The sequence below is a fragment of the Streptomyces sp. H27-H1 genome (genome assembly GCF_026627445.1).
Classification (GTDB): Bacteria; Actinomycetota; Actinomycetes; order Streptomycetales; family Streptomycetaceae; genus Streptomyces.
This window is the reverse complement of the sequence record NZ_JAPNLJ010000011.1, coordinates 101,580-125,112: the sequence shown is the minus strand read 5'-3', so window position 1 is coordinate 125,112 and position 23,533 is coordinate 101,580. Positions and strand designations below refer to the sequence as shown.

General features: G+C 71.5%; 23 protein-coding genes and 1 riboswitch. Of the genes, 14 read left to right on the top strand and 9 right to left on the bottom strand.

Annotated elements, in window-relative coordinates:
* Nucleotides 1-9: 9 nt before the first annotated feature.
* Entirely contained in the window at nt 10-1,449 is a 1,440-nt protein-coding gene (locus OTB20_RS14740) for a M1 family metallopeptidase (RefSeq protein WP_267817761.1), read from the top strand.
* A gap of 34 nt (nt 1,450-1,483) precedes the next feature.
* Here the strand turns inward: OTB20_RS14740 and OTB20_RS14735 are convergent, their stop codons facing one another.
* Together OTB20_RS14735 and OTB20_RS14730 are read right to left on the bottom strand one after the other, a co-directional pair.
* On the bottom strand, nt 1,484-2,002 hold the full coding sequence (locus OTB20_RS14735) for a GNAT family N-acetyltransferase (protein WP_267817759.1): 519 nt from the start codon (nt 2,000-2,002) through the stop codon (nt 1,484-1,486).
* Between the two features lie 85 nt (nt 2,003-2,087).
* A complete protein-coding gene (locus OTB20_RS14730) occupies nt 2,088-2,663 on the bottom strand; it encodes a TerD family protein (protein WP_267754087.1) in 576 nt (191 codons plus the stop codon).
* A gap of 189 nt (nt 2,664-2,852) precedes the next feature.
* Here OTB20_RS14730 and arfB point away from each other — a divergent pair, with 189 nt between their 5' ends.
* Nucleotides 2,853-3,278, top strand: coding sequence for an alternative ribosome rescue aminoacyl-tRNA hydrolase ArfB (gene arfB / locus OTB20_RS14725; protein ID WP_267817758.1), 426 nt, complete (start codon nt 2,853-2,855; stop codon nt 3,276-3,278).
* 43 nt (nt 3,279-3,321) lie between these two features.
* Here the strand turns inward: arfB and OTB20_RS14720 are convergent, their stop codons facing one another.
* A complete protein-coding gene (locus OTB20_RS14720; protein ID WP_420716397.1) occupies nt 3,322-3,834 on the bottom strand; it encodes a flavin reductase family protein in 513 nt (170 codons plus the stop codon).
* Nucleotides 3,835-4,225: 391 nt separating this feature from the next.
* Here OTB20_RS14720 and cdgB point away from each other — a divergent pair, with 391 nt between their 5' ends.
* The gene (gene cdgB, locus OTB20_RS14715) at nt 4,226-5,935 is read left to right on the top strand and encodes a diguanylate cyclase CdgB (protein WP_267817755.1); all 1,710 of its coding nucleotides are present in this window, start codon (nt 4,226-4,228) and stop codon (nt 5,933-5,935) included.
* 68 nt (nt 5,936-6,003) lie between these two features.
* Nucleotides 6,004-7,032: a CBM35 domain-containing protein gene (locus OTB20_RS14710; RefSeq protein WP_267817753.1), complete on the top strand. Its 1,029-nt coding sequence runs from the start codon at nt 6,004-6,006 to the stop codon at nt 7,030-7,032.
* Between the two features lie 25 nt (nt 7,033-7,057).
* On the opposite strand, the gene OTB20_RS14705 is transcribed toward OTB20_RS14710, so the two are convergent.
* The 3 genes from OTB20_RS14705 to OTB20_RS14695 all read right to left on the bottom strand — a co-directional run bounded on the left by OTB20_RS14705 (nt 7,058) and on the right by OTB20_RS14695 (nt 10,184).
* The gene (locus tag OTB20_RS14705) at nt 7,058-7,987 is read right to left on the bottom strand and encodes a 1-phosphofructokinase family hexose kinase (RefSeq protein ID WP_267817752.1); all 930 of its coding nucleotides are present in this window, start codon (nt 7,985-7,987) and stop codon (nt 7,058-7,060) included.
* 95 nt (nt 7,988-8,082) lie between these two features.
* Nucleotides 8,083-9,252 carry an N-acetylglucosamine-6-phosphate deacetylase gene (nagA, locus tag OTB20_RS14700; protein WP_267817750.1) on the bottom strand — a complete coding sequence of 390 codons (1,170 nt, stop codon included), beginning with the start codon at nt 9,250-9,252 and terminating at the stop codon, nt 8,083-8,085.
* The gene (locus OTB20_RS14695) at nt 9,252-10,184 is read right to left on the bottom strand and encodes an ROK family protein (protein ID WP_267754177.1); all 933 of its coding nucleotides are present in this window, start codon (nt 10,182-10,184) and stop codon (nt 9,252-9,254) included. Before OTB20_RS14695 ends, nagA begins: the two co-directional genes overlap by 1 nt.
* 227 nt (nt 10,185-10,411) lie before the next feature.
* Here OTB20_RS14695 and OTB20_RS14690 point away from each other — a divergent pair, with 227 nt between their 5' ends.
* From OTB20_RS14690 to otsB, 3 genes are all read left to right on the top strand, one after another.
* Complete coding sequence (locus OTB20_RS14690) at nt 10,412-11,728, top strand: extracellular solute-binding protein (protein ID WP_267817749.1); 1,317 nt, start codon at nt 10,412-10,414, stop codon at nt 11,726-11,728.
* Nucleotides 11,729-11,841: 113 nt separating this feature from the next.
* On the top strand, nt 11,842-12,093 hold the full coding sequence (locus tag OTB20_RS14685) for a DUF3263 domain-containing protein (RefSeq protein WP_267754098.1): 252 nt from the start codon (nt 11,842-11,844) through the stop codon (nt 12,091-12,093).
* Nucleotides 12,094-12,164: 71 nt separating this feature from the next.
* Nucleotides 12,165-13,016 carry a trehalose-phosphatase gene (gene otsB / locus OTB20_RS14680; RefSeq protein ID WP_267817748.1) on the top strand — a complete coding sequence of 284 codons (852 nt, stop codon included), beginning with the start codon at nt 12,165-12,167 and terminating at the stop codon, nt 13,014-13,016.
* A gap of 71 nt (nt 13,017-13,087) precedes the next feature.
* On the opposite strand, the gene OTB20_RS14675 is transcribed toward otsB, so the two are convergent.
* Together OTB20_RS14675 and OTB20_RS14670 are read right to left on the bottom strand one after the other, a co-directional pair.
* Entirely contained in the window at nt 13,088-14,548 is a 1,461-nt protein-coding gene (locus OTB20_RS14675) for an alpha,alpha-trehalose-phosphate synthase (UDP-forming) (protein WP_267817746.1), read from the bottom strand.
* Nucleotides 14,549-14,666: 118 nt separating this feature from the next.
* Nucleotides 14,667-15,644 (bottom strand): glucosyl-3-phosphoglycerate synthase, encoded by a 978-nt coding sequence (locus OTB20_RS14670; RefSeq protein ID WP_267817897.1) that lies wholly within the window; start codon nt 15,642-15,644, stop codon nt 14,667-14,669.
* A gap of 186 nt (nt 15,645-15,830) precedes the next feature.
* Nucleotides 15,831-15,988: riboswitch (SAM riboswitch) on the top strand.
* A 17-nt stretch (nt 15,989-16,005) separates the two neighbouring features.
* Here OTB20_RS14670 and thrC point away from each other — a divergent pair.
* The 6 genes from thrC (at nt 16,006) to OTB20_RS14640 (ending at nt 21,898) form a co-directional block, all read left to right on the top strand.
* Nucleotides 16,006-17,316 (top strand): threonine synthase, encoded by a 1,311-nt coding sequence (gene thrC / locus OTB20_RS14665; RefSeq protein ID WP_267817744.1) that lies wholly within the window; start codon nt 16,006-16,008, stop codon nt 17,314-17,316.
* A 32-nt stretch (nt 17,317-17,348) separates the two neighbouring features.
* Nucleotides 17,349-17,627: a MoaD/ThiS family protein gene (locus OTB20_RS14660; protein ID WP_266907411.1), complete on the top strand. Its 279-nt coding sequence runs from the start codon at nt 17,349-17,351 to the stop codon at nt 17,625-17,627.
* 395 nt (nt 17,628-18,022) lie between these two features.
* A complete protein-coding gene (locus tag OTB20_RS14655) occupies nt 18,023-18,229 on the top strand; it encodes a cold-shock protein (protein WP_008743607.1) in 207 nt (68 codons plus the stop codon).
* 369 nt (nt 18,230-18,598) lie between these two features.
* Nucleotides 18,599-20,224, top strand: coding sequence for a chaperonin GroEL (gene groL / locus OTB20_RS14650; RefSeq protein WP_267817741.1), 1,626 nt, complete (start codon nt 18,599-18,601; stop codon nt 20,222-20,224).
* A gap of 219 nt (nt 20,225-20,443) precedes the next feature.
* Entirely contained in the window at nt 20,444-21,061 is a 618-nt protein-coding gene (locus tag OTB20_RS14645; RefSeq protein WP_267817739.1) for a phosphoribosylanthranilate isomerase, read from the top strand.
* Nucleotides 21,062-21,262: 201 nt separating this feature from the next.
* On the top strand, nt 21,263-21,898 hold the full coding sequence (locus OTB20_RS14640; protein WP_267817737.1) for a hypothetical protein: 636 nt from the start codon (nt 21,263-21,265) through the stop codon (nt 21,896-21,898).
* A 72-nt stretch (nt 21,899-21,970) separates the two neighbouring features.
* On the opposite strand, the gene OTB20_RS14635 is transcribed toward OTB20_RS14640, so the two are convergent.
* Nucleotides 21,971-22,570 (bottom strand): TetR/AcrR family transcriptional regulator, encoded by a 600-nt coding sequence (locus OTB20_RS14635; protein WP_267817736.1) that lies wholly within the window; start codon nt 22,568-22,570, stop codon nt 21,971-21,973.
* 93 nt (nt 22,571-22,663) lie between these two features.
* On the opposite strand from OTB20_RS14635, the gene OTB20_RS14630 reads away from it, so the two are divergent.
* The gene (locus OTB20_RS14630; RefSeq protein WP_267817734.1) at nt 22,664-23,485 is read left to right on the top strand and encodes an SDR family oxidoreductase; all 822 of its coding nucleotides are present in this window, start codon (nt 22,664-22,666) and stop codon (nt 23,483-23,485) included.
* Nucleotides 23,486-23,533 lie beyond the last annotated feature (48 nt).

Genomic DNA, 23,533 nt, shown 5'->3' with positions numbered 1-23,533 from the left:
CTCGAACGCGTGGATCACCGCGTTCTCTCCCGCCTCGCCGCCCTCGCCGTCGCCGCCCTGCTCGCCCTCACCACGGGCTGTACGGGGGAGACCGTGCAGGGGCGGCCGGGTGCGTCGGGGGTGCGCGACCCGTTCTTCCCCAAGGCCGGCAACGGCGGTTACCAGGTCGAGCACTACTCCCTGGACCTCGACTACGACCCGGCCGACGGGCAGCTGCACGGCACCGCCGTCATCACCGCCCGTGCCGAGCAGGGGCTCAGCTCCTTCAACCTCGATCTCAGCGGCCTCGACGTCGAGGGGGTGTGGGTGCAGGACGAAGGCGCCCGGTTCAACCGCACCGGCAACGAGCTGACGGTGCGCCCCGCCGAGGACCTCGAGCGCGGGGAGGTCTTCCGTACGGAGGTGGACTACTCCGGCCGGCCGAGGCCCGTCACCGACCCGGACGGGTCCCAGGAGGGGTGGATCGCCACCCCGGACGACGCGGGCGCGGTCGGTGTCGGCGAACCGGTCGGGTCGATGGCCTGGTTCCCGGGGAACCACCACCCGAGCGACAAGGCCACCTACGACATCACGGTGACCGTGCCCAAGGGGTACGAGGCCGTGGCCAACGGCGAGCTGCGTTCCCGGACGCAGGAGGACGACGGGCGGACCGTGTTCGCCTGGCACTCCGCGGAGCCGATGGCGAGCTACCTGGCGACGGTGGCCGTGGGGAAGTTCAAGGTGACGACCGGACGCACCGCCTCCGGGATCCCCGTCTACTCGGCGGTCGCGCGCGGGGAGACGGCGGGCGAGGCCGCGATCGCGCGGCTGCCGGAGATGGTGGAGTGGGGCATCGGGCGGTTCGGCCCGTACCCCTTCTCCGCGACGGGCGCGACCGTGCTGCCCGCGGGCACCCTCCGCTACGCGCTGGAGACGCAGACCCGGCCGGTGTTCTCGGGGGCACCCGACAGCGCGGAGCTGGTCCTGCACGAGCTGGCGCACCAGTGGTTCGGGGACTCGGTGTCGCCCAAGTCCTGGAAGGACATGTGGCTCAACGAGGGCTTCGCGACCTACGCCGAGTGGCTGTGGTCCGAGGACCACGGCGGGCCGACCGCACAGCAGCACTTCGACGCCTACCTCGACGGGGACACCGAGGTCGACGCCGAGGCGGGCTCGGACTGGGACGCCTTCCCGCCGGCCGCCCCGCCGGGCCCGAAGGAGATCTCGGCGTCCCCGGTGTACGGGCGCGGGGCGATGGTGCTGCAGCGGGTCCGGCAGGAGGTCGGCGACGAGAAGTTCTTCGCCATGGTCCGGGGCTGGGCCGCCGACCACCGGCACGGGAACGCGAGCACGGCCGACTTCACCGCCTACGCGCAGCAGAAGACGGGCCACGACCTGAGAGAGGTCTGGGACGAGTGGCTGTACGGGAAGGGCCGGCCGAAGGCCCCGGAGGCATCGACGACGCCGTAGGCGTCCGGGTACGCCGGCCCCGTCCCCGACCCGCCTACAGGGCCTTGCGCAGGACCGTGCAGGGGCGGCCCGCCTCGCGGTCGGCGGCCCGGCGCAGGATCTCGTAGCCCTGGGACTGCCAGAAGGCGAGGCCCTTCTCGTTGGCGTCGAGCACGGCGATCCGTACGCCCGACCGGCCGGCGGCGCGGAAGCGGTCCTCGACCAGGGCGACCATGGTGCGGCCGTATCCCTCGCGGTGCGTGGTGGCGTCGATGAGCAGCAGGCCGATCCACGGGTCGGGGTCCTCGGACGCCGGTTCCGGGTGATGGGCGAGGGTGGCGGCCAGGCCTACGAGGCGTCCGGCGGAGCGGGCGAGGAGCACCTCGGCGCCCTCGTGGGCGAGTTCGTCGGCGAGAGCGGCCGCGACCTGTTCGACCGTGATGCGGCCGGGGTCGGGGAAATCTCCGCTGAGCTCGAAGAACGCGTGGTTGGTCGCGTAGAGCGTGGCGATTTCGGTGAGGACCGGGCCCGGCAGGGCGCCGTCCTCGACGGGAGCGAGCGGCAGGAGGATCACGTACCGAACGGTAGCGAAGCCCCCTCCCCGGACGGCCGGGAGGGGGCTTCAGCTGTGACGCGTCGGTGAACGCGGCCGCTCGGGATCAGACGTTGACGCCGAAGTCCTGGGCGATGCCGGTCAGGCCGGAGGCGTAGCCCTGGCCGACGGCGCGGAACTTCCACTCGGCGCCGTTGCGGTAGAGCTCGCCGAAGACCATGGCGGTCTCGGTCGCCGCGTCCTCGGAGAGGTCGTAGCGGGCGATCTCGGCGCCGCCGGCCTGGTTCACGACGCGGATGTAGGCGTTGCGGACCTGGCCGAAGTTCTGGCTGCGGGTCTCGGCGTCGTAGATGGAGACCGGGAAGACGATCTTGTCCACGTCGGCCGGCAGGCCGGCGAGGTTGACGTTGATGGCCTCGTCGTCGCCCGAGCCCTCGCCGGTGCGGTTGTCACCGGTGTGGACGATGGTCTGGTCCGGGGTGGACTTGTTGTTGAAGAAGACGAAGTGGCCGTCGGAGACGACCTTGCCGAGCGGGTTGACCGCGATGGCGGAGGCGTCCAGGTCGAAGTCGACACCGGTCGTCGTGCGTACGTCCCAGCCGAGGCCCACGGTGATGGCCGCGAGGCCCGGGGCCTCCTTGCTGAGCGAGACGTTTCCGCCCTTGGAGAGGCTTACTGCCATGGTGACTGGTGTCCCTTCATAGTCTCACTTGGTCTCACTTGCCGTATCGACCGTGAGGCTGCCCAAGTTACCGCTGACCTCCATAACGTGGGGAGAGGGGCGCCAGGTTCCGGAATCCGGGAATTGTCCGCAGATCGGTCCGGGGAAATGAGGGTGACGGGGGTCGCGCGGGCACGGATCATAGGGGGCATGCCTGGTCCCTATGTCATCCGCGGTTCGGTCGTGCTCCCCGAGGGCGAGCTCGCCTGGCGTTTTTCGCGGTCCTCAGGGCCGGGCGGCCAGCACGTGAACACCTCTGACTCGCGCGTGGAGCTTCTCTTCGACGTCGCGGCGACCAAGGCGCTGCCCGACGTGTGGAAGGAGCGGGCGCTGGAGCGCCTCGCGTCCCGGCTCGTCGACGGGGTGGTGACGGTACGGGCCTCAGAGCACCGCTCGCAGTTCCGCAACCGGGAGATGGCGCTGGTCCGGCTGACCGCGCTGCTGGCCGAGGCCACGGCGCCGCCCCCGAAGGCCCGGCGGGCGACGAAGATCCCCCGGGGGATCAACGAGCGGCGGCTGCGCGAGAAGAAGGCCCGCGGCGAGACCAAGCGGGGCCGCAACGCGCGGGACTGGTAGCGGGACCGGCGGCCGGGGGACCGGTGGGCCGGGGCGCCGGAGCTCAGGGCGCCAAGTGGCGGTAGCGCCCCCGGAAGTACGTCAGCGGCGGGGAGTCCGGCGCCGGCTGGGCGGCGGTGAGCACGCGGCCGATGACCAGGGTGTGGTCGCCCGCCTCGACGCGGTTCTCCGTACGGCACTCCAGGGTGGCCAGTGCCTCCGACAGGAGCAGGGCGCCGGAGACGCCGCCGCGGGTGTGGGGCAGTTCCGCGAAGAGCAGCCGGTCGCTGATCCGGGCCTTCATCGAGAACCGGCTCGCGGCCTGGAGCTGGTGGTCGGCGAGCACGGACACCGCCCACAGCGGCTGCTCCGCCAGCAGGTCGTCCATCCGGGAGCCCTCGCGCACGCTGACGAGGACGAGCGGCGGCTCCAGGGACACGGACATGAACGCGGTCGCCGTCATGCCGACGTCCTCACCGCGCGGGCCGCCGGCCGACAGCGGGGGCTCCTGCGCGGTGATCAGGCACACACCGGCCGCCAGTCGGGACATCGCGGCCCGGAACTCGTCGTCGCTCACCCCCTCAGCATGGGGGGCGGGGGCGGGAACTGGTGTCAGGGGGGTCGTAGGGGGCACGGTCGGGACGCTACTGTCACCCCCTCGCGCGACGCATCGGGCTGAGGTCCGAGCCGCGCCCCCGCCCCTCGCCCTAGGACCGGGCGTATCGTTTGCTTCCGGAAACGTCCGGAATGGGCCGGAGAAGGCCGGAATGAACAGGCCGGAAAGAACCTGGGCGGGGCGGCGCGGCGGTCGCTTTAATTCATCTCATGTGACTTGAGTCACAGAGAGCAAGATTTGTTGACCCTGTGTACCTGCCGCACAGCTCACTGTGATTCAGTGGACGGGACACCGCAACGAAGCGCCGATGACAAACCTGGAGTTGCTGTCGAGGTCTCGGGGAGAGCGAGCAATGGAGACCGAGTCGGAGCCGTACGTCCGTCTTGCGACCCTGCGGCAGCTGCACCAGGTGGTGGCCGAGCTCAATACGGCCCGGAGCCTGGCGGACACTCTGCAGACCGTCGTGGACGGCATCGTCGTGGGCCTCGGCTACGAACTCGCCTGCGTCAACCTCGTACGCCCCGACGGTGATCTCGTCGTCGCCGCCTTCGCCGGTGACCCCGCCGCCGAAGCCCTGATCACCGGTCGAGTCGGCTCGCGCGCCTCCTGGGAACGCCGGCTGACGATGGGTGAGAGCTGGGACGGCCTGCGCTTCATCCCGCACACCGAGGGCTGGGTCCTCGTCGAGGACGACGTCCCGCAGTGGCACACGGAGGGCCCCGACCCCCGGTTCGAGGACGAGTGGCACCCCGAGGACCGGCTCTACGCCCCCATGTATGCCTCCGGCGGCGAACTGCTCGGCGTCGTCTCCGTGGACCGCCCCCGCAACGGCCGCAGACCCGGCGCATGGGGCCGCGAAGCACTCCAGATGTACGCCTTCCAGGCCGCCATCGCGATCAGCAACGCCCGGCTCCGCGCGAACATGCAGCGGGCCCTGGTCCGTCTGGAGCGCGAACAGCAGGCCCTGCGCGCCAGCGAGGAGTCGTTCCGCCAGGCCTTCGAGTACGCGCCGAGCGGCATGGCCATCGCCGAGATGGGCGGCGACCAGCACGGCCGCCTGCTGCGCACCAACGACGCGCTGTGCCGGCTGCTCGGGCGGCCCGCCTCCGTGCTGCGCCGCTACTCCTTCTCCGACCTCGTGCACCCCGAGGACATCGGCACCCTGCTGCGCACCTCCGCCGAGGGCGGCCGCGCCGAGCTGCGGCTGGGCCGGCGCGACGGTACGTACGTCTGGGTCTCGCTGCGCAACTCCGTCGTCGCCGACGCCGCCGACGGGCCGCGCTTCCTGCTCACCCACGTCGAGGACATCGAGGAGCGCAAGCGGCACGAGCTCCAGCTCGCCCACCGGGCCAGTCACGATGCGCTGACCGGCCTGCCCAACAGCTCCGAGCTGCGCTCCCGGCTCGGGGCCCGGCTGTGCCGTCGCCCGCAGGCGGTGCGCGCCACCGCCATCGAGGCGCTGGACGCCGCCTTCGAGACCCGGCCCTCGGTGGAGGGCGCACCCGGTGAGCACAGTGAGCACGGGTTCCGGCCCGACGGTTTCCCCGAGCCCTTCGAGTTTCCCGGCGGCATGGGCGGACCGGGGGCCGGCGGCTCGGCCGCGGGCGGCCCGTACGACCACCACGTGCACACGGTCGCGCCGGCGACCGACATCGACGACGGTACGAAGGGGCTCGCGGTCCTCTTCTGCGACCTCGACGGGTTCAAGTCGATCAACGACCGGTTCGGGCACCACACCGGCGACGCCGTCCTGATCGAGGTGGCCCGGCGGCTGACGACCGGCGTCAGGGACGGGGACACCGTGGCCCGGCTGGGTGGTGACGAGTTCGTCGTCCTCGCCGACGGGCTGGGCGCCGCCGACGCCGCCGACCTCGCGGTCCGGCTGCGCAACGCGATCATCCCGCCGATCCGGGTGGACGGCCGTGCGGTGCGCGTGGGAGCCAGTTTCGGCATCGGCTGGGCCAGCTGCGGCATGTCCGCGGATGAGGTCCTGCGCTCCGCCGACCAGCGCATGTACATCGAGAAGCGCTCCCGTTCGAAGGCACACCGCAGAGCCGGGTAAACTCTCGGGCCGCCCGTGGGCGCACCTGTTCGGGGTAGGCTCCCCGGGGTCGAAAGGAGTGACCTGCGATGACGACGCCCGCGAACAACGGCTCGAACAGTGGGGCGAACAAGCCCGAGGACGACGACCCGTTCGGCTACCTCTACGCGGACGGGCAGGCCGCCGGGGCCACCCCGCCCGGGCAGGGCGGCGGGTACGGCTACCCCGGCCCCACGCTCGGCGGTCAGCCGGGCGGCGCGCAGCCGGGCGTGCCCCGGACCTCGTACAACCAGGTGCGCACGGTCGGTGACCGGCCCTATGGCGGCCAGCGCGGGCAGGTGCCCCAGCAGCAGCCCCCGGCGTACCAGGCTCAGTACCAGGCCCCCGAAGCGCTCCAGGCGGGTGGCTACGGGGTCCCGTCCCAGCAGCAGCCCCCGCAGTACACCCAGTCCGTTCCCCTGCCGGGCTCCGGCGGCGGCCACGGCCACGGCGGTGGCGGGTCCAGCCGCAAGGGCATGCTCATCGCGGCCGTCGCGGTGGTCGCCGCGGTGGCGATCGGCATCGGCGCGGCGGTCGTCTTCGGCAAGGACGACGACAAGGACAAGGGCAAGGACACCGCGAACCCGGGCCAGAGCCAGTCCGCCCCCGCGCAGAGCCCCTCGGGTCAGCCGAGCGGTTCCACGCCGCCCGAGGCCCCGCTGCCCAAGGGTGACGCGGGCGGCGCCGGCATGGTGATCAGCGGTGGCGCGGCCCTGCAGAACGCGGTGCCGGGTGCGAAGAGCGCGAACAGCCAGTACGTCGGCAACTTCAATCAGCAGGGCGCCGCCGTGACGTGGACGATGGACGTGCCGAAGGCCGGTGAATACACCTTCCGGATGCTCTACGGCGTGCCCGGCAAGGACGCCAGCGCGACGCTGACGATCAACGATGCCGCGCAGAGCCGTCCGATCAACATGAAGAACTTCGCGAAGGCGGGGGAGGGTGACTGGGCCAAGGGATGGACCAACACCTACTCCTACGTGACTCTCAAGCAGGGGACGAACACCATCAAGATCTCCTGCGAGCAGGGCAACTCCTGCGAGGCGGTCATCGACCAGTTCGTGCTCGAGAAGCGCTGACGCGTCCCGCGAGGGCGGCGCCGGCTCAGCCGGCGCCGTCCGCCGTGACCTTCACCGACCCCCGTACCTCCTCGTAGGTGCGGGGGTCGAACTCTCCCGCCGTGGGGGCCGCGACCGTGGCCGCCGAGAGGGCCACCGCGCGGGTCAGGCGCTCCGGCCAGTCCAGGCCTTCGGCGAGGGCGGAGAGCAGGCCCGCGACGGCGGAGTCCCCGGCGCCGGTGGGGTTGCCCGTCAGGGCGCGGGGCGGGGTCGCCCGCCAGGTGCCCCGGTCGGTGGCGGCGAGCAGGCCGGCCGGGCCGAGCGAGGCGACCACCGCGCGGGCTCCGCGGCGGCGGGCGTCGCGGGTGGCGGGCAGCGGGTCGCGGGATCCGGTCAGCTCGGCGAGCTCGGCGGCGTTCGGTTTGATCACGTCGGGGCGGGCGGCGACCCCGCGGCGCAGGGCTTCGCCGCTGGTGTCGAGGAGTACGGGCACGCCGGCCGTGCGGGCCGCCCGTACGAGGGCGGCGTAGGCCCCTACGGGCACGCCCGGGGGCAGGCTGCCGCACAGGGCCACCGCCTGGGCTCCGCCCGTCAGCAGGGCCTCGTAGCGGGCGAGGAAACCGGACCACTCGGCGGCGGTGATCAGCGGGCCGGGTTCGTTGAACTGCGTGGTGTCCCCGGAGGCCTCGTCGACGACGGCGAGGGTGCGGCGGGTGGGGCCGGCGCAGGGGAGCAGCTCGTCGCGGACGCCGGGGGAGCCGGCGAGCAGTTCGCGTACGAGGGTTCCCGTGCGGCCGCCGGCGAAGCCCGTCGCGGTGACCTCGTGGCCGATCGCGGCGAGCACGCGCGCCACGTTGAGGCCCTTGCCGCCGGGGCGTTCGGTGACGTCGGTGACGCGGTGGGAGGAGTGCGCGAGCAGCCGCGGTACGCGGTAGGTGACGTCGAGTGCGGTGTTGAGCGTCACGGTCAGGATCATGCCGGGCCCCGTCTCGGTGTGTGCCGCCGGCTTCCAGGACCACACGATGCCAAACGGAGGGCGGTCGGCCCAGCACCGGGGGCCGACCGCATCGCTCAGCGCTGGGCCGCGAGCGGCTCGACGATCCATTCGCCGTGCCGCATGACGCCCTTGACGTCGAAGGCGGAGTCGAGGACGACGAGGTCCGCGTACTTTCCGGGCTCCAGCGAGCCGACCCGGTCGTAGACGCCGATGAGCTTGGCCGGGTTGGCGGAGATCGCCTGGACCACGGACTCGACGGGGAGCTTGTCGAGGGTGACGGACCGCTTGAAGGCGGTGTCCAGGGTGAGGGTGGAGCCCGCGATGGAGCCGCCCTCGACGAGGCGGGCGACGCCCTGCTTGACCTCGACCTCCAGCGGGCCGAGGTGGTAGATCCCGTCGCCGAAGCCGGCCGCGTCCATCGCGTCGGTGATCAGGGCGACGCGGTGCGCGCCCGCGTGGTGGAAGGCCAGCTCCAGCATGGCGGGGTGCAGGTGGGTGCCGTCGTTGATCAGCTCGACGGTGACCCGCTCGTCCTCCAGCAGCGCCGCGATGGGGCCCGGGGCGCGGTGCTCCAGGCCCGGCATCGCGTTGTAGAGGTGGGTGGCCACGCTCGCGCCGGCGTCGATGGCCTCGAGCGTCTGCTCGTAGGTGGAGTCCGTGTGGCCGATCGCGGCGATGACCCCGTGCTCGGCCAGCAGCCGTACGGAGTCCAGGCCGCCGGGGAGTTCGGTGGCGAGGGTGAACATGCGGGCGGCGCCGTGCGAGGCGTCGATCAGCTTGCGGACCTCGGCCGGGTCGGGGTCGCGCAGCAGGTCCTCCTTGTGCGCGCCCTTGCGGCAGGGGTTGATGAACGGCCCCTCGAAGTGGATGCCCGCGATGTCGCCCTGCTGGGTCAGCTCGGCGAGCAGTCCGGCGCGGCGGGCGAGCTCGTCCAGGTCACCGGTGACGGTGGAGGCGATCAGGGTGGTGGTGCCGTGCTCGCGGTGGGTCCGTACCCCTTTGAGCACCTCCTCGGCGGTGCCGGAGGTGAAGGAGGCGCCACCGCCGCCGTGGTTGTGCATGTCGACGAAGCCGGGAACGATCCAGTGCCCGGAGAGGTCGACCACGGCCGCGTCCTCGTGGGCGCTGCCGACGATGCGCTCGCCCTCGACGATGACGCGTCCGCCCCTGACGGTGCCGGTGGGCAGCACCACGCTGGCACCGGAGAGAACGGTGCTGCGGCCCACATGTGCGCTTCCGGACATCAGGCAGGTACCTCCGTGGCGAGTAGATCCCAGGCGAGCAGCCCTGCACCCAGGCATCCGGCGGTGTCCCCGAGGGCCGCCGGAACGATGTGGGGCAGCCGCTGGAACGTCACGCGTTCCTCCACGGCCGTCCGTAGTGGTGTGAACAAGGTTTCCCCGGCCTCGGCCAGTCCGCCACCGATGATCAGCGTCCGCGGGTCCAGCAGGGTGATCGCGGTGACCAGCCCGTCGGCCAGGGCGCCGATGGCGGCGAGCCAGACCTCGAGGGCGCGCTCGTCGCCGGATTCGACGGCCTTGGCGCAGTCCGCGGCGTCCGCCTCGGGGTCGCCGGAGGCGGCCGCCCAGGCGCGGCTGACGGCGGACGCGGAGGCGAGGGTCTCCAGACAGCCGTACTGGCCGCAGCCGCAGGCGGGGCCGCCGGGGCGGACCACGATGTGGCCGATCTCGCCCGCGTACCCGTGCGCGCCGGCCTCGATGCGGCCGGCGATGCCGATGGCTCCGGCGATGCCGGTGCCGAGGGGCACGAACAGGAAGCGGTCGGCGCCCCGGCCCGCGCCGATGCGGCCTTCGGCGAGTCCGCCCGTGCGGACGTCGTGGCCGAGGGCGACCGGGATGCCGCCGAGGCGCCTGCCGAGCAGTTCGCGCATGGGGACGTCGCGCCAGCCCAGGTTCGCCGCGTAGACGGCGATCCCGTTCTCGGCGTCGACGATGCCCGGGACGGCGACGCCGGCCGCCGAGGCGGTGGTGGCGAAGCGTTCCCGGCCGAGGTCGAGGAGCTCGGCGGCGAAGTCCTGGATCGTCTCGACGACGGCTTCGGCGCCCCGCTCGCGGCCGGTGGCGCGGCGCGCCTCGTGGAGCAGGGTGCCGTCGGCGGCGACGAGGGCGGCCTTCATCCCAGTGCCGCCCACATCGAGGGCGATGACGTGTTTCACGGGTTTCACGGGTGACAGTCTCGCGTGATCGGAGGGTAAAGGTCTAGTCCACTGAGAGGGATTGTTGAGTGGCCATACAAATTCGGGACCTTCGACGGTGCGCCGGTCCGCGCGGGTGTACGCGTGCAGGGCGTGTGTACGTTTGGGCCCGGATGTTGACCAGGCCGGAACGTGGTGTAGACCTTTACGCGAATCGTACGGAACAACCTGGGGTGGAACGAGAAACTGTGAAGGCCCGAACTGTCCAGGCCCGGAAGCCGAAACTCGCCGCCTCCGGCCTCGCACTGTGCCTGACCACCGTGGCGCTGACCGGCTGCGGCGCCGTGTCGGGCCTCGCCGGGGACAACGAGGTCACCCTGAAGGTCGTGGCGGCCGACTACGGCGACAAACCTGAAAATTCCTCGAAGCCCTACTGGAAGGACCTCGCCGCGTCCTTCGAGAAGAGCCACCCCGGCATCAAGGTCCAGGTCGACGTCTACTCCTGGTCGGACGTCGACGCCAAGGTCGCCGAGATGGTCAAGGCCGGCGAGGCCCCCGACATCGCCCAGATCGGCGCCTACGCCGACTACGCGGCCGAGGGCAAGCTGTACTCCGCCGACGAACTGCTCGCCGTGAACACCGAGGCCGACTTCCTCACGCCGCTCGCCGACGCGGGCAAGGTCAGGCGCGTCCAGTACGGCATGCCCTTCGTGGCCAGCACCCGGCTGATGTTCTACAACGAGAAGCTGTTCGCCGACGCCGGCATCATCCCCAAGGACGGCAAGACCCCCTGGCGGCCCAAGAGCTGGGCCGAGCTGGAGGCCGCCGCCAAGAAGCTCAAGGCGGAAGGCGTCCCCACCCCCGTCGCGCTGCCCCTGGGCCGCGAGGAGGCGCAGGCGGAGACGATGCAGTGGCTGCTCGCGGGCGGTGGCGGCTACAGCGACAACGAAGACGCGTACGCCATCGACTCCGTGAACAACATCAAGACCATGGAGTTCCTGCGCGACAAGCTCGTCGGCGGGGGCCTGACCGGCCCCGTCGAACCGGCCAAGCTGAACCGGCAGGCCGCCTTCGACTCCTTCTCGCGCGGCGAGGTCGGCATGCTCAACGGGCACCCGACGCTGCTCAAGCAGGCCGCCACGAAGGGCGTGCGGTACGGCATGACCCGCATGCCGACCTCCGACGGCGTCGAGCACCCGACGATGGGCGTCGCCGACTGGGTGATGGCCTTCAAGAACGGCCACCGGGCGGAGACCGGCAAGTTCCTGGACTTCATGTACGAGCCGACCAACGTGACGACCTTCACCGAGAAGTACGACCTGCTCCCGGTCACCATCAGTGGCTCCCGGGCCATGGAGGCCTCCACGGGGGCGTCCTCGGCGGAACTGAAGACCTTCCTGGGCGCGCTGCCGAACGCGCGGCTGTACCCGGTGGGCAAGAAGTCCTGGGCGGCCGTGAGCGAGGACGTCAAGAAGAACATCGGCAAGGCCGTGCAGCCGGGCGGACAGCCCGCGGCGATCCTCGGGGCCATCGCGGAGGCGGGGCGCAAGGCCGAGCCGCGCTGATCGGGGCGGGGCGGGGGCCTCGCCGAGCGGGGTCGCCGCCCGCGCGGAGCCGTCGCCGGGCCGTCGCCGTCACCGAGCCGGTGGCTGTCGGAGGGCGGCGTTAACCTGGCCGTATGACGGACGCGGACGAGAGGCCGGCGGCCGGGCTCAATGCCGACGAAGCGGCGGTACTGGCCTACGAGGCCCGCACCTGGCCCGGGCCCGGGGCCAAGGAGCGGGCCATAAGGGAAGGGCTGGGGATGCCCCCGGTCCGGTACTACCAGCTGCTCAACGCGCTGATGGACGACCCCAGGGCGCTGGAGCACGCGCCGGGCACGGTCAACCGCCTGCGCCGCATCCGCGAGGCCCAGCGGTCGAGGCGGTAGCGGCGGCGGCGCCGGCAGCGGTGTACCGCGCGCCGTAGCCGTGGCCCGGCTGGGCCGTTAGGGTCGAGCGTATGGGGAGCCATCCGCACGATCTGCCGATGCCCGTCACCGCGGCCGGACGGGAGGGGCTCGAAGCCCTCCTCCGGACACCGCGCCGTTCCGTCATCGCCCTCGACTTCGACGGCACCCTCGCCGACATCGTCCCCGACCCCGACCAGGCACGGGCCCACCCCGGAGCCGTCGCCGCGCTCGCCGCCCTCGCCCCCGAGGTCGGCTCCGTCGCGGTCGTCACCGGCCGGCCGGCCGGGGTCGCCGTCCGCTACGGGGGCTTCGCCGGGGTCCCGGGGCTCGAGCACCTGGTGGTGCTGGGGCACTACGGGGCCGAGCGGTGGGACGCCGTCAGCGGCATCGTGCACGCACCGGCCGAGCATCCGGGGGTGGCGGCGGTCCGGGCGGAGCTGCCCGGGTTCCTGGACGCGATCGGCGCCTGGCACGGGACGTGGATCGAGGAGAAGGGCCAGGCACTGGCCGTCCACACACGGCGCGCACAGGACCCGGAGGCCGCCTTCGAGGCCCTGCGCGAGCCCCTGGCAGGGCTGGCGGCCCGGCACGGCCTGATGGTCGAACCGGGGCGGGCCGTACTGGAGCTGCGGCCGCCCGGGATGGACAAGGGCGTCGCACTCACCGAGTACCTCGCGGAGGTGGGGGCCACGGCCGTCCTGTACGCCGGGGACGACCTCGGTGACCTGGCGGCCTTCTCGGCCGTGGAGAAGCTGCGGGCGGAGGGCATGCCCGGGCTGCTGCTGTGCAGCGGCTCGGCGGAGGTCCCGGAACTCGCCGCCCGAGCGGACCTGACCCTGTCCGGCCCGTCGCAGGTCGTCACCTTCCTGGCCGCCTTGGCCGCAGCCGTGCGGCCCTCTTAGAGCGTTCCGGCGGGGCTGGATGCATCCAGATGCATCCAGCCCCGCCGGCGCTCGGGCGCAGCCCCGGGCGGTCAGCCGCGGAGGGCGTCGAGCTGGGCCGTGAGCCACTGGGCCGGGGGGAGGGCCGTGGCCGAGGCGGCCAGCCGCTTCGTGCGGTCCGCACGCTCCGTGTCAGGCATGGACAGGGCCGCGTGCAGGGCCTCCGCCGTCGCCGTGACGTCGTACGGGTTCACCGTCAGCGCATCCGCGCCCAGCTCCTCGTACGCCCCCGCCCCGGTGGACAGCACCAGCACGCACCCCGCCTCCGACACCACCGGGATCTCCTTCGCGACGAGGTTCATGCCGTCCCGCACCGGGTTGACCAGCGCCACGTCCGCCAGCCGGTACGCCGCCAGCGAGCGCGCGAAGTCGTCCTCGACGGAGACGAGCACCGGCTGCCAGCCGGGCGTCCCGAACTCCGCGTTGACCTGGTCCGCCAGGTCCGCCACCGCCCGGGTGTACTCCCGGTAGACGGTCAGGTCCTGCCGGGACGGATAGGCGGAGGCCAGGTGGACCACGCGGCCCCGCCACTCGGGGTGCGTGGTGAGCAGCTCCCGGTACGCCAGGAGCCCCCGCAGGATGTTCTTCGACAGTTCCGTCCGGTCCACCCGGACGATCGTCTTCAGGCCGCCGACCTCCGCCCGAAGCGCGGCCAGCTTCGCATCGACCTCCGGCCGGTGCGCGAGCCCGCGCAGTTCGTCCGCGTCCACCCCGAGGGGATACGGGGTCACCTCGGTGAACCGGGCCGGCCCGTACCCGCTCGCGTCCGCGGCCGTCCTGCGGTGCGACACCCCGCGCGGGGTCCCGCTCTGCACGGACGGCGTCGCGATGCCGCGCGCGTCGTCCGACTCCGCGCCGGTGATGAAGTGGGCCGACCACCTCCACGTGTGGAAGCCCAGCCGGTCCGCCCCGAGCATCCCCCACACCAGTTGGCTGCGGATGTCCTCCGGGAGCATCTCCATGAACTCCGGCGACGCCCACGGCGTGTGCGTGAAGTGGCCGATCCTCAGGTCGGGGCGCAGCTCCCGCAGCATCCCCGGGGCCAGCGCCAGGTGGTAGTCCTGGATGAGGACCGCCGCGCCCTGCGCCGCCTCCTCGGCCAGTGCCGCGGCGAAGGCCTCGTTGTACGTGACGTACGACTGCCAGCGCCGCCGGAACTCCGCGTCGAAGACCGGCTCGCGCGGGATCTCGTACAGGTGGTGGTGGAGGAACCACAGCACCGAGTTCGCGATGCCGTTGTACGCGTCGTCGTAGACCTCCGGGTCGATGTCGAGCATCCGCACGCCCGGCTCGGCCACACCCCGCCGGACCGCCTCCCGGTCCGCGTCGGACAGGGCCGCGCAGATCCACACCGCCCCCGGCTGCTGCGCGAGGGCGGCGGAGAGGCCGGAAACGAGGCCGCCCCCGCCGCGGCGGGCACTGAGCGTGCCGTCCGGGGCGAGGGCGTACGAGAGCGGGCCGCGATTCGCGGCGACGAGAACTTGGGAAGCCATGCCGCGAACCTAGCCCGGCTCGGGGCCGGTCAAACGTCGGTGCCCGCGCGTGCGCCGGACCGAGAGAAAGACCACTGCGCCGAGTGCCGTGAACGCGCGCCGGCGCCCCGTCGCGGGGCTACGCCACGCGGCGGCGCGCGTACTCCTCGATCTCCTGCATCGGCGGCCGCTCCTCGGTGTCCACGGCGTAGGTGTGCGGTACGAACCCCTCCGGGCCGCGCTCGAACTGCGTCAGCTCGGGGCGTACGAGGTGCCCGCGCGCGAGCCGCGCCAGGGCCGTGCGGTAGATGGCCGCGGCCATCCGGCCCAGCGCCTGGCCGTCCTGGTGCCGGTGCAGCCGTACGCCCACGTCCACCTGGGCCAGCGCGTCCAGCCCGGCCGTGTGCAGCGCGTCCACCAGCAGGCCCAGCTCCACCCCGTAGCCGACGGGGAACGGCAGCCGCTCCAGCAGCTCGCGGCGTACGGCGTACTCACCGCCCAGCGGCTGGACGAAGCCCGCCAGCTGCGGCCAGTGGAGGTTGAGCAGGGGGCGGGCCACCAGCTCCGTGACCCGGCCGCCCTGGCCGTGGGCCTTGGCGGCGTCGAGGCCCTCGAACTCCTGGCCGAGCGGCCGGTCGTACATCGCCTTGACGAACCGCACCGGCGGATCGGTCAGCAGTGGACCGACGATCCCGGAGACGAAGGTGGCCGAGAAATCACGCAGATCGGCGTCGACGAAGCAGACGATGTCACCCGTGGTGACCAGCAGCGATCGCCACAGGACCTCACCCTTGCCGGGCAGCGCCGGGATCCGCGGCAGGATCTCGTCGCGGTGCACCACCCGCGCCCCGGCCTTGGCCGCGACCTCGGCGGTGCGGTCCGTCGAGCCCGAGTCGATCACGACGAGCTCGTCCACGAGGGGCACCGGCAGGCCCTCGATCAGATCGCGCCGGATCACCTCGACGATCTCGCCGACCGTCGCCTCCTCGTTCAGCGCCGGCAACACCACACTCACCGTGGTCCCCGCTGCCCGCTTGGCGGAGAGCAGCCGGCCGAGCGGTCGGTCGGCGGCGGACCAGGAGCGGTCTGCCAGCCAGCGCTCCACCTCTTCCAGCACCTTCAGCACTCCCTGGTTCTTCACTGGTATGGACCGAATTGTGATCCATCTCGCGGTTCGGACGGCTGTCTCAACCCCCCGGGCCTTCGGTTACAGTCTTGAACAACGCAAAGGTCCACCGCATGCCGGGGGGCCTTGCGTACAAACGCACCGGCGCGCCACAGAGCGCGTCCGCCGGTGCCATACCGCTCATCCAGAGGGGCAGAGGGACACGGCCCGTTGAAGCCCCGGCAACCCTCCAGTCGGTCTCGCGATCGCGCATTCCAGCGACGTCAGCGAGGTCCCCGGCTAGGGAAGGTGCCAATTCCGTCTCATGGCGAAGTGCGCCATGGGGAAGATGAGGAGAAAGGGCCTCGCCATCATGGCTGCACAGTCTGTCGCAACCTCTGCCGAAACCGTTGAAACCACCGTTTCGGGAACCTCTGTCGATCTCGGTCCCGCCACCGGCCTTTCCTGTCGTGAGTGCGGTACCCGCTTCGAGCTCGGCCCGATCTTCGCCTGCGTCGAGTGCTTCGGACCGCTCGAAGTCTCCTACGACCTGCCGCTCGGGGACCCCGAAGCCCTGCGCGCCGCGATCGAGGCCGGCCCCAACAACATCTGGCGCTACGCGCCGCTGCTGCCCGTCCCGGCGGACGTGGCCTCCAAGCCGAGCCTGAACCCCGGCTTCACCAAGCTCGTGGACGCGGCCAACCTGGCCAAGGAGCTCGGCGTCACCGGCAAGCTGTACGTCAAGGACGACTCCGGCAACCCGACGCACTCCTTCAAGGACCGCGTCGTGGCCATCGCCGTCGAGGCCGCCCGTGCCTTCGGCTTCACCACCCTCTCCTGCTCCTCCACCGGCAACCTGGCCGGCGCCGTCGGCGCCGCGGCCGCCCGCGCCGGCTTCCGCTCCTGCGTGTTCATCCCGCACGACCTGGAGCAGGGCAAGGTCGTCATGGCCGGCATCTACGGTGGCGACCTCGTCGGCATCGAGGGCAACTACGACGACGTCAACCGCTTCTGCTCCGAGCTCATCGGCGACCCGCTGGGCGAGGGCTGGGGCTTCGTCAACGTCAACCTGCGCCCGTACTACGGCGAGGGTTCCAAGACCCTGGCGTACGAGATCTGCGAGCAGCTCGGCTGGCAGCTGCCCGACCAGATCGTCATCCCGATCGCGTCCGGCTCGCAGCTGACGAAGATCGACAAGGGCCTGCGGGAGCTCGTCAAGCTCGGACTCGTCGAGGACAAGCCGTACAAGATCTTCGGCGCCCAGGCCGAGGGCTGCTCGCCCGTCTCGACCGCCTTCAAGGCCGGTCACGAGGTGGTCCGCCCGCAGAAGCCGAACACCATCGCCAAGTCGCTGGCCATCGGCAACCCGGCGGACGGTCCGTACGTCCTGGACATCGCACGCCGCACCGGCGGCTACGTCGAGGACGTCAACGACACCGAGGTCGTCGAGGCCATCAAGATCCTCGCCCAGACCGAGGGCATCTTCGCCGAGACCGCGGGCGGCGTGACCGTCGGCGTGACGAAGAAGCTCATCGAGAACGGGCAGCTCGACCCCTCGCTGACCACCGTGATCCTGAACACCGGTGACGGCCTCAAGACCCTGGAGGCGGTAGCTGCCGACAGCGGCCAGACCGCCACCATCCGCCCGAGCCTCGAGGCGTTCCGCGCCGCCGGCCTGGCCTGATCCTCCTCCTGACCCGGAAAGGCAGTAGCGCCATGAGCGTCAACGTCCGCATCCCCACCATCCTGCGCACCTACACGGGCGGCCAGGCGGAGGTCCCCGCCGAGGGCGCGACCCTCGAAGAGGTCATCCAGTCGCTGGAGGCGAGCCACCCGGGCATCGCCGCGCGCGTCCTGGACGACCAGGGCAAGCTGCGCCGCTTCGTCAACGTCTACGTCAACGACGACGACGTGCGCTTCGAGGGCGGTCTGCAGACGTCCACGCCGGACGGCGCCGGCATCTCGATCATCCCCGCCGTCGCGGGCGGCTGCTGATAGTCGCCACCCTCCGCGGAAACTGAATTGCCCCCTCCGTTACTAAACGGAGGGGGCAATTCTGCTTGGTTGGGCGCGGTAGAGTTGGGGAAGTCCCCTCCGCTGCCCTTGCCCGCCGCATATGAGCGGGTCGCGAGAGGGTTGACATTGAGTCAACATGCAAGCGCGCTATGGGTCGTTGGCCTGGTTTGTCCGGCCCGAGTTGCCCTGGAATATTCTTGATTTTCACCCTATTTCAATCTTTTGTCATGGCCAGAATTCTCGTCGGAATGACCTGTTGCAGACAGCAGCGGTGCGGATACATTCAGCCCCGGTCGAGGCGTTCCGGCGCAAGTTTCTGACCCGGGACCGCGAAGTGCGGTCCTGCGCAAGGGCCAGTAATAGGGGAGTTAGGCATGGCTCAGGGCACCGTCAAGTGGTTCAACGCGGAGAAGGGCTACGGCTTCATCGCGGTCGACGGTGGTGCGGATGTGTTCGTCCACTACAGCGCCATCCAGATGGACGGGTACCGCACCCTTGAAGAAGGTCAGCGGGTCGAATTCGAGATCTCGCAGGGCCAGAAGGGTCCGCAGGCGGACATGGTCAAGCTCGCCGCCGGCTAGTCCGACCGCGATCGACCACCGACACGTACGGGGCCGCGCACAGCGGTCGCGTACGACGGCACAACGGCATATGTACGAGGGGCCCACATCCTGGACACGGGATGTGGGCCCCTCGTGCGTGGCGGCGCCGGAGGCCCTGCGGCGTCCGGGTGTTCGGCGCGGGTTGTCCGAAGCCGCTTGCACTCGGAGGGGTCGAGTGCTAATCATTGGCGTTAGCACTCTCCTAGTGAGAGTGCTACCTAAACGAGGACCGGGTCAGTGAGGCCCACGGGGTCCGGCGGGAAGAAACCGCCGGGCACGCAGGCCGTCCGTCGCGGGCGCGGGCGCGGTCCGGGAGCAATCCACCGCTGTCCGGGAGGACCACTTCAGATGGCCAAGATCATTGCGTTCAACGAGGAGGCCCGGCGCGGTCTCGAGCGAGGCATGAACCAGCTCGCCGATGCCGTCAAGGTCACCCTTGGCCCCAAGGGTCGCAACGTCGTCCTTGAGAAGAAGTGGGGCGCCCCCACGATCACCAACGATGGTGTCTCCATCGCCAAGGAGATCGAGCTCGAGGACCCGTACGAGAAGATCGGCGCAGAGCTGGTCAAGGAAGTCGCCAAGAAGACGGACGACGTCGCCGGCGACGGTACGACCACCGCCACCGTTCTCGCCCAGGCGCTCGTCCGCGAGGGTCTGCGCAACGTGGCCGCCGGTGCGAACCCGATGGCCCTCAAGCGCGGTATCGAGAAGGCCGTCGAGGCCGTCTCCGCCGCCCTGCTGGCGCAGGCCAAGGATGTCGAGACCAAGGAGCAGATCGCTTCTACGGCCTCCATCTCCGCCGCCGACACCCAGATCGGCGAGCTCATCGCCGAGGCCATGGACAAGGTCGGCAAGGAAGGCGTCATCACCGTCGAGGAGTCGCAGACCTTCGGTCTCGAGCTCGAGCTCACCGAGGGCATGCGCTTCGACAAGGGCTACATCTCGGCGTACTTCGCCACCGACATGGAGCGCATGGAGTCGTCGCTCGACGACCCGTACATCCTGATCGTCAACTCGAAGATCGGCTCGGTCAAGGACCTGCTGCCGCTCCTCGAGAAGGTCATGCAGTCCGGCAAGCCGCTGCTGATCATCGCCGAGGACGTCGAGGGCGAGGCCCTGTCGACCCTGGTCGTCAACAAGATCCGCGGCACCTTCAAGTCCGTCGCCGTCAAGGCTCCGGGCTTCGGTGACCGTCGCAAGGCCATGCTCGGCGACATCGCCATCCTCACGGGCGGCACGGTCATCTCCGAGGAGGTCGGCCTCAAGCTCGAGAACGCCGGTCTCGACCTGCTCGGCCGCGCCCGCAAGGTCGTCATCACCAAGGACGAGACCACCATCGTCGACGGCTCCGGCGAGAGCGACCAGGTTGCCGGTCGCGTCAACCAGATCCGCGCCGAGATCGAGAACTCCGACTCGGACTACGACCGCGAGAAGCTCCAGGAGCGCCTCGCGAAGCTGGCCGGCGGCGTGGCCGTCATCAAGGCCGGCGCCGCGACCGAGGTCGAGCTCAAGGAGCGCAAGCACCGCATCGAGGACGCCGTTCGCAACGCGAAGGCGGCCGTCGAAGAGGGCATCGTCGCCGGTGGCGGCGTGGCCCTGCTGCAGGCCTCCTCGGTCTTCGACAAGCTAGAGCTCACCGGCGACGAGGCGACCGGCGCCAACGCCGTCAAGCTCGCGCTGGAGGCCCCGCTCAAGCAGATCGCCGTCAACGGTGGTCTCGAGGGTGGCGTCGTCGTCGAGAAGGTCCGCAACCTGCAGATCGGTTGGGGCCTGAACGCCGCGACCGGCGAGTACGTCGACATGATCGCCGAGGGCATCATCGACCCGGCGAAGGTCACCCGCTCTGCCCTGCAGAACGCGGCGTCGATCGCGGCCCTCTTCCTCACCACCGAGGCCGTCATCGCCGACAAGCCCGAGAAGGCCGGCGCCGGTGGCGGCGGCGGCGGCATGCCGGGCGGTGACATGGACTTCTGATCGGCCTCTGGGCTCCGGCCCGGCTGATCGGCTGTTCTTCACGTTCCGAGGGCGGCACCCCCACTGGGGGGTGCCGCCCTCGGGCGTTTCACGGCACGCGAGGGCGAAGGCGAACGGCTCGGGGATCGGCCCCGTCCCGGGCCGGCGGCGGGCGGACTCTCCTGCCCGGCCCGTGGGACGCATCGTCGTGGGGCGGCCGCGGTTTGGTTGACTGCTGTCATGACGGATGGGACGAGTGTGTTCATCAAGATCTGCGGGCTCAAGACCGCGCACGACGTCGAGGTCGCCGTGGCCGCCGGAGCTGATGCCGTGGGCTTCGTCTTCGCGCCCGGCAGTCCGCGTACCGTCGACGCCGCCACCGCGCGGGCGCTGGCCGCCGGGGTACCGGACGGGGTGCTCACCGTAGGGGTGTTCCGCGGGCAGTCGGTCGGGGAGGTGCGCCGTTTCGCCGAGGAGAGCGGCGTACGGGGCGTGCAGCTGCACGGCGAGGAGGGGCCCGGGGACTTCGCGGCGCTGCGCGCCGAGGGCCGCACCCTGCTGCGGGCCACCGCGGAGCACGCGAAGCGCTGCGGGGAGTACGGCGAGGACCTGCTGCTGATCGACGCCCCGGACCCTGGCTCCGGCAAGCCGTGGAACTGGGGTGCGGCGGAGTTCACCGCACCCGAGGGCCGGTGGCTGCTGGCGGGCGGGCTGACGCCGGGGAACGTGGCGCAGGCCCTCACGGTCACCGGCGCCTGGGGCGTGGACGTCTCCAGCGGGGTGGAGGGCGAGCGCGGGGTGAAGTCCCCGGAGCTGATCCGGGCGTTCATCGAGGCGGCCCGGGGCGCGCAGGGCTGAGCGGGGCCGCGCGCCCGGCTGAGCGGGGCCGCGCGCCCGGTGCGGCGGCGTGGGGCCGGGCGCGGCCTGGCCGCGGCGCGCGCTGGGAGTGTGGATTCGCTGAGCCGTCCGGCGGCTCCTGGGATGTGTCGCCGTGGATCGGGGCGCGCGGGATGGTCGGCTGCCCGCGGTCACAATCGCCGACATCGAAAGGTGGTACCGGTGAACCGAGTACGGTTCCTCGCCGCCGTCGTCCCCTCCCTGCTGGTCGCCGCACTCGGCGGCGCCGCCGCCGCGCCGGCCGCGGCCGCGCCGCTGCCGAAGCCCAAGCTCCAGGTCCCGCACTGCCTCGACAGCGACGGTGTCGACCTCAATGAGCTCTTCGGGGTGAAGGAGCGGATCATCGGTCCGCCCGGCTGCCGCGAGACCTACGCCAAGGAGAGGTGGGTCCGCACCGCGCCGGCCTGGATCACCGCGCCGAGCGCCGCGGACGCCGTCTATCCGGAGGGGTACACGCCGTCCCGCCCCGACCCGATCGACGACTTCAACTCCAAGTTCGTCAGCGCCACGTACGTCCACGACATCGGCACCCCGGCGGAGAAGACCTTCACGTTCAAGAAGAAGCAGGTCCTGCGCACCGGTTTCGTCGGTGACGACGGTCTTCCGTACTCGGTGGCCGTCTCGCCGCCGTTCAAGGCGCTGGACCTGGGCCCGCACACGAACACCGTCTACTTCACGCTGAAGGAGCAGCACTGCGACGGCTTCGGCACGGTCGTGGAGGAGAACTGTCTGCCCGCCGGCACCTTCACGTTCTCGAGCGACACCCCCTTCACAGTGGTGCCGAGGCCCTCGCACTAGGCTCCCGGCCTCCGCTCCGCCCCGCCCCGTCCCTCCCGGACTTCCCGGTGTGGGCCGGGGCGGTCGTGCGTCTCAGGCGAGCGAGTCGATCCAGCGTTCCAGTCGGCGGCCTTCGACGGCCATCAGCTCGGGGTCGCGGAAGGTGTTGGTGAGCAGTGAGATGCCCTGGTAGGAGGCGATCAGGGCCACCGCGAGCTCGCGTGCGTCGGCGGTGCGGCCCAGTGCGTGGAACTGCTGCTCGGCCCAGTCGAGCAGCACTCGCATGACCTTGGCGAGGGTCTGGTCGAGGCCGTCGTCGCGCTTGTCGAGCTCGGAGGCGAGGGATCCGGTGGGGCAGCCGTAGCGGGCGGTGAGCTCGCGCCGGCCGACCCAGCCGGAGAGGAGGGCCTTGAGCCGGTCCTGCGGGGTGGGGAGCGCGTCGAGGGCGGCGATCAGACCGGCGAGGCCCTGGGCGTGGGCGTCGATGGCGGCCTCGACCAGCTGGTCCTTGGTCTTGAAGTAGTAGTAGACGTTGCCGAGGGGGACATCGGCCGCACGTGCGATGTCGGCGATCGTCGTCTTCTCCACGCCCTGCTCGTGGAGGACCTGCGCCGCCGCCGAGGCGAGCCGTTCGCGCTTGCTCCCGCGCTTGGCCTTCGGGCGGGACGGTTCGGCAGATCCTGAGTAAGTCACCTGACTAAGTGTAGACGGGCGTGGCCCGGCGGGCTATGGTCGTCCCAGGAGTTAGTCAGTCGACTAACTCATCGACAGGGGTGGGAGTCTCACATGTTCGTCATCACGGGTGCGACCGGGAACGTCGGCGGCGAGCTGGTACGGATCCTCGCGGCGGCCGGCGAGCGGGTCACCGCCGTCTCCCGCCGGACGCCGGAACACGCTCTGCCCACCGGCGTACGTCACCTCCGGGCCGACCTCGCCGAGCCGCAGAGCCTGCGGCCCGCGCTCGTAGGGGCCGATGCCCTGTTCCTGCTCGTCGCCGGCGAAGACCCGGGGGAGGTCCTGGAACTGGCCGCGGATACCGGCGTACGAAGGGTCGTGCTGCTGTCCTCGCAGGGGGTCGGGACCCGGCCCGAGCAGTACCGGCACCCGGCCGCCTTCGAGGAGGCCGTCCGGCGGTCGGGGCTGGAGTGGACGGTCCTGCGCTCGGGCGGGCTCGACTCCAACGCCTTCGCCTGGGCCGAGTCGATCCGTACGCACCGCACGGCCACCGCGCCCTTCGGGGACGTCGGGCTGCCGACGGTCGACCCGGCGGACGTGGCCGAGGTCGCGGCCGCCGTGCTGCGGGGCGCCGGGCACGGGGGGAGCACGTACGACCTGACCGGGCCGGTCCTGGTCACCCCGCGCGAGCGGGCCGCGGCGATCGCGGGGGCGATCGGCGAGCCGGTGCGGTTCGTGGAGCAGAGCCCCGAGGAGGCCCGGGCGCAGATGCTGACCTTCATGCCCGAGCCGGCCGTCGACGGCACTCTGTCGATCCTCGGCGCGCCCGTCGCCGCCGAGCTCGCGGTGAGCCCCGCCGTCGAACGGATCCTGGGCCGGGCCCCGCGCCCCTTCGCCGCCTGGGCGGACCGTACGGCCCCGGCCTTCCGCTGACCCGGCCCGCGCAGGCGCCCGCGCCCACGGTCCCGAAAGTTCCCCTCT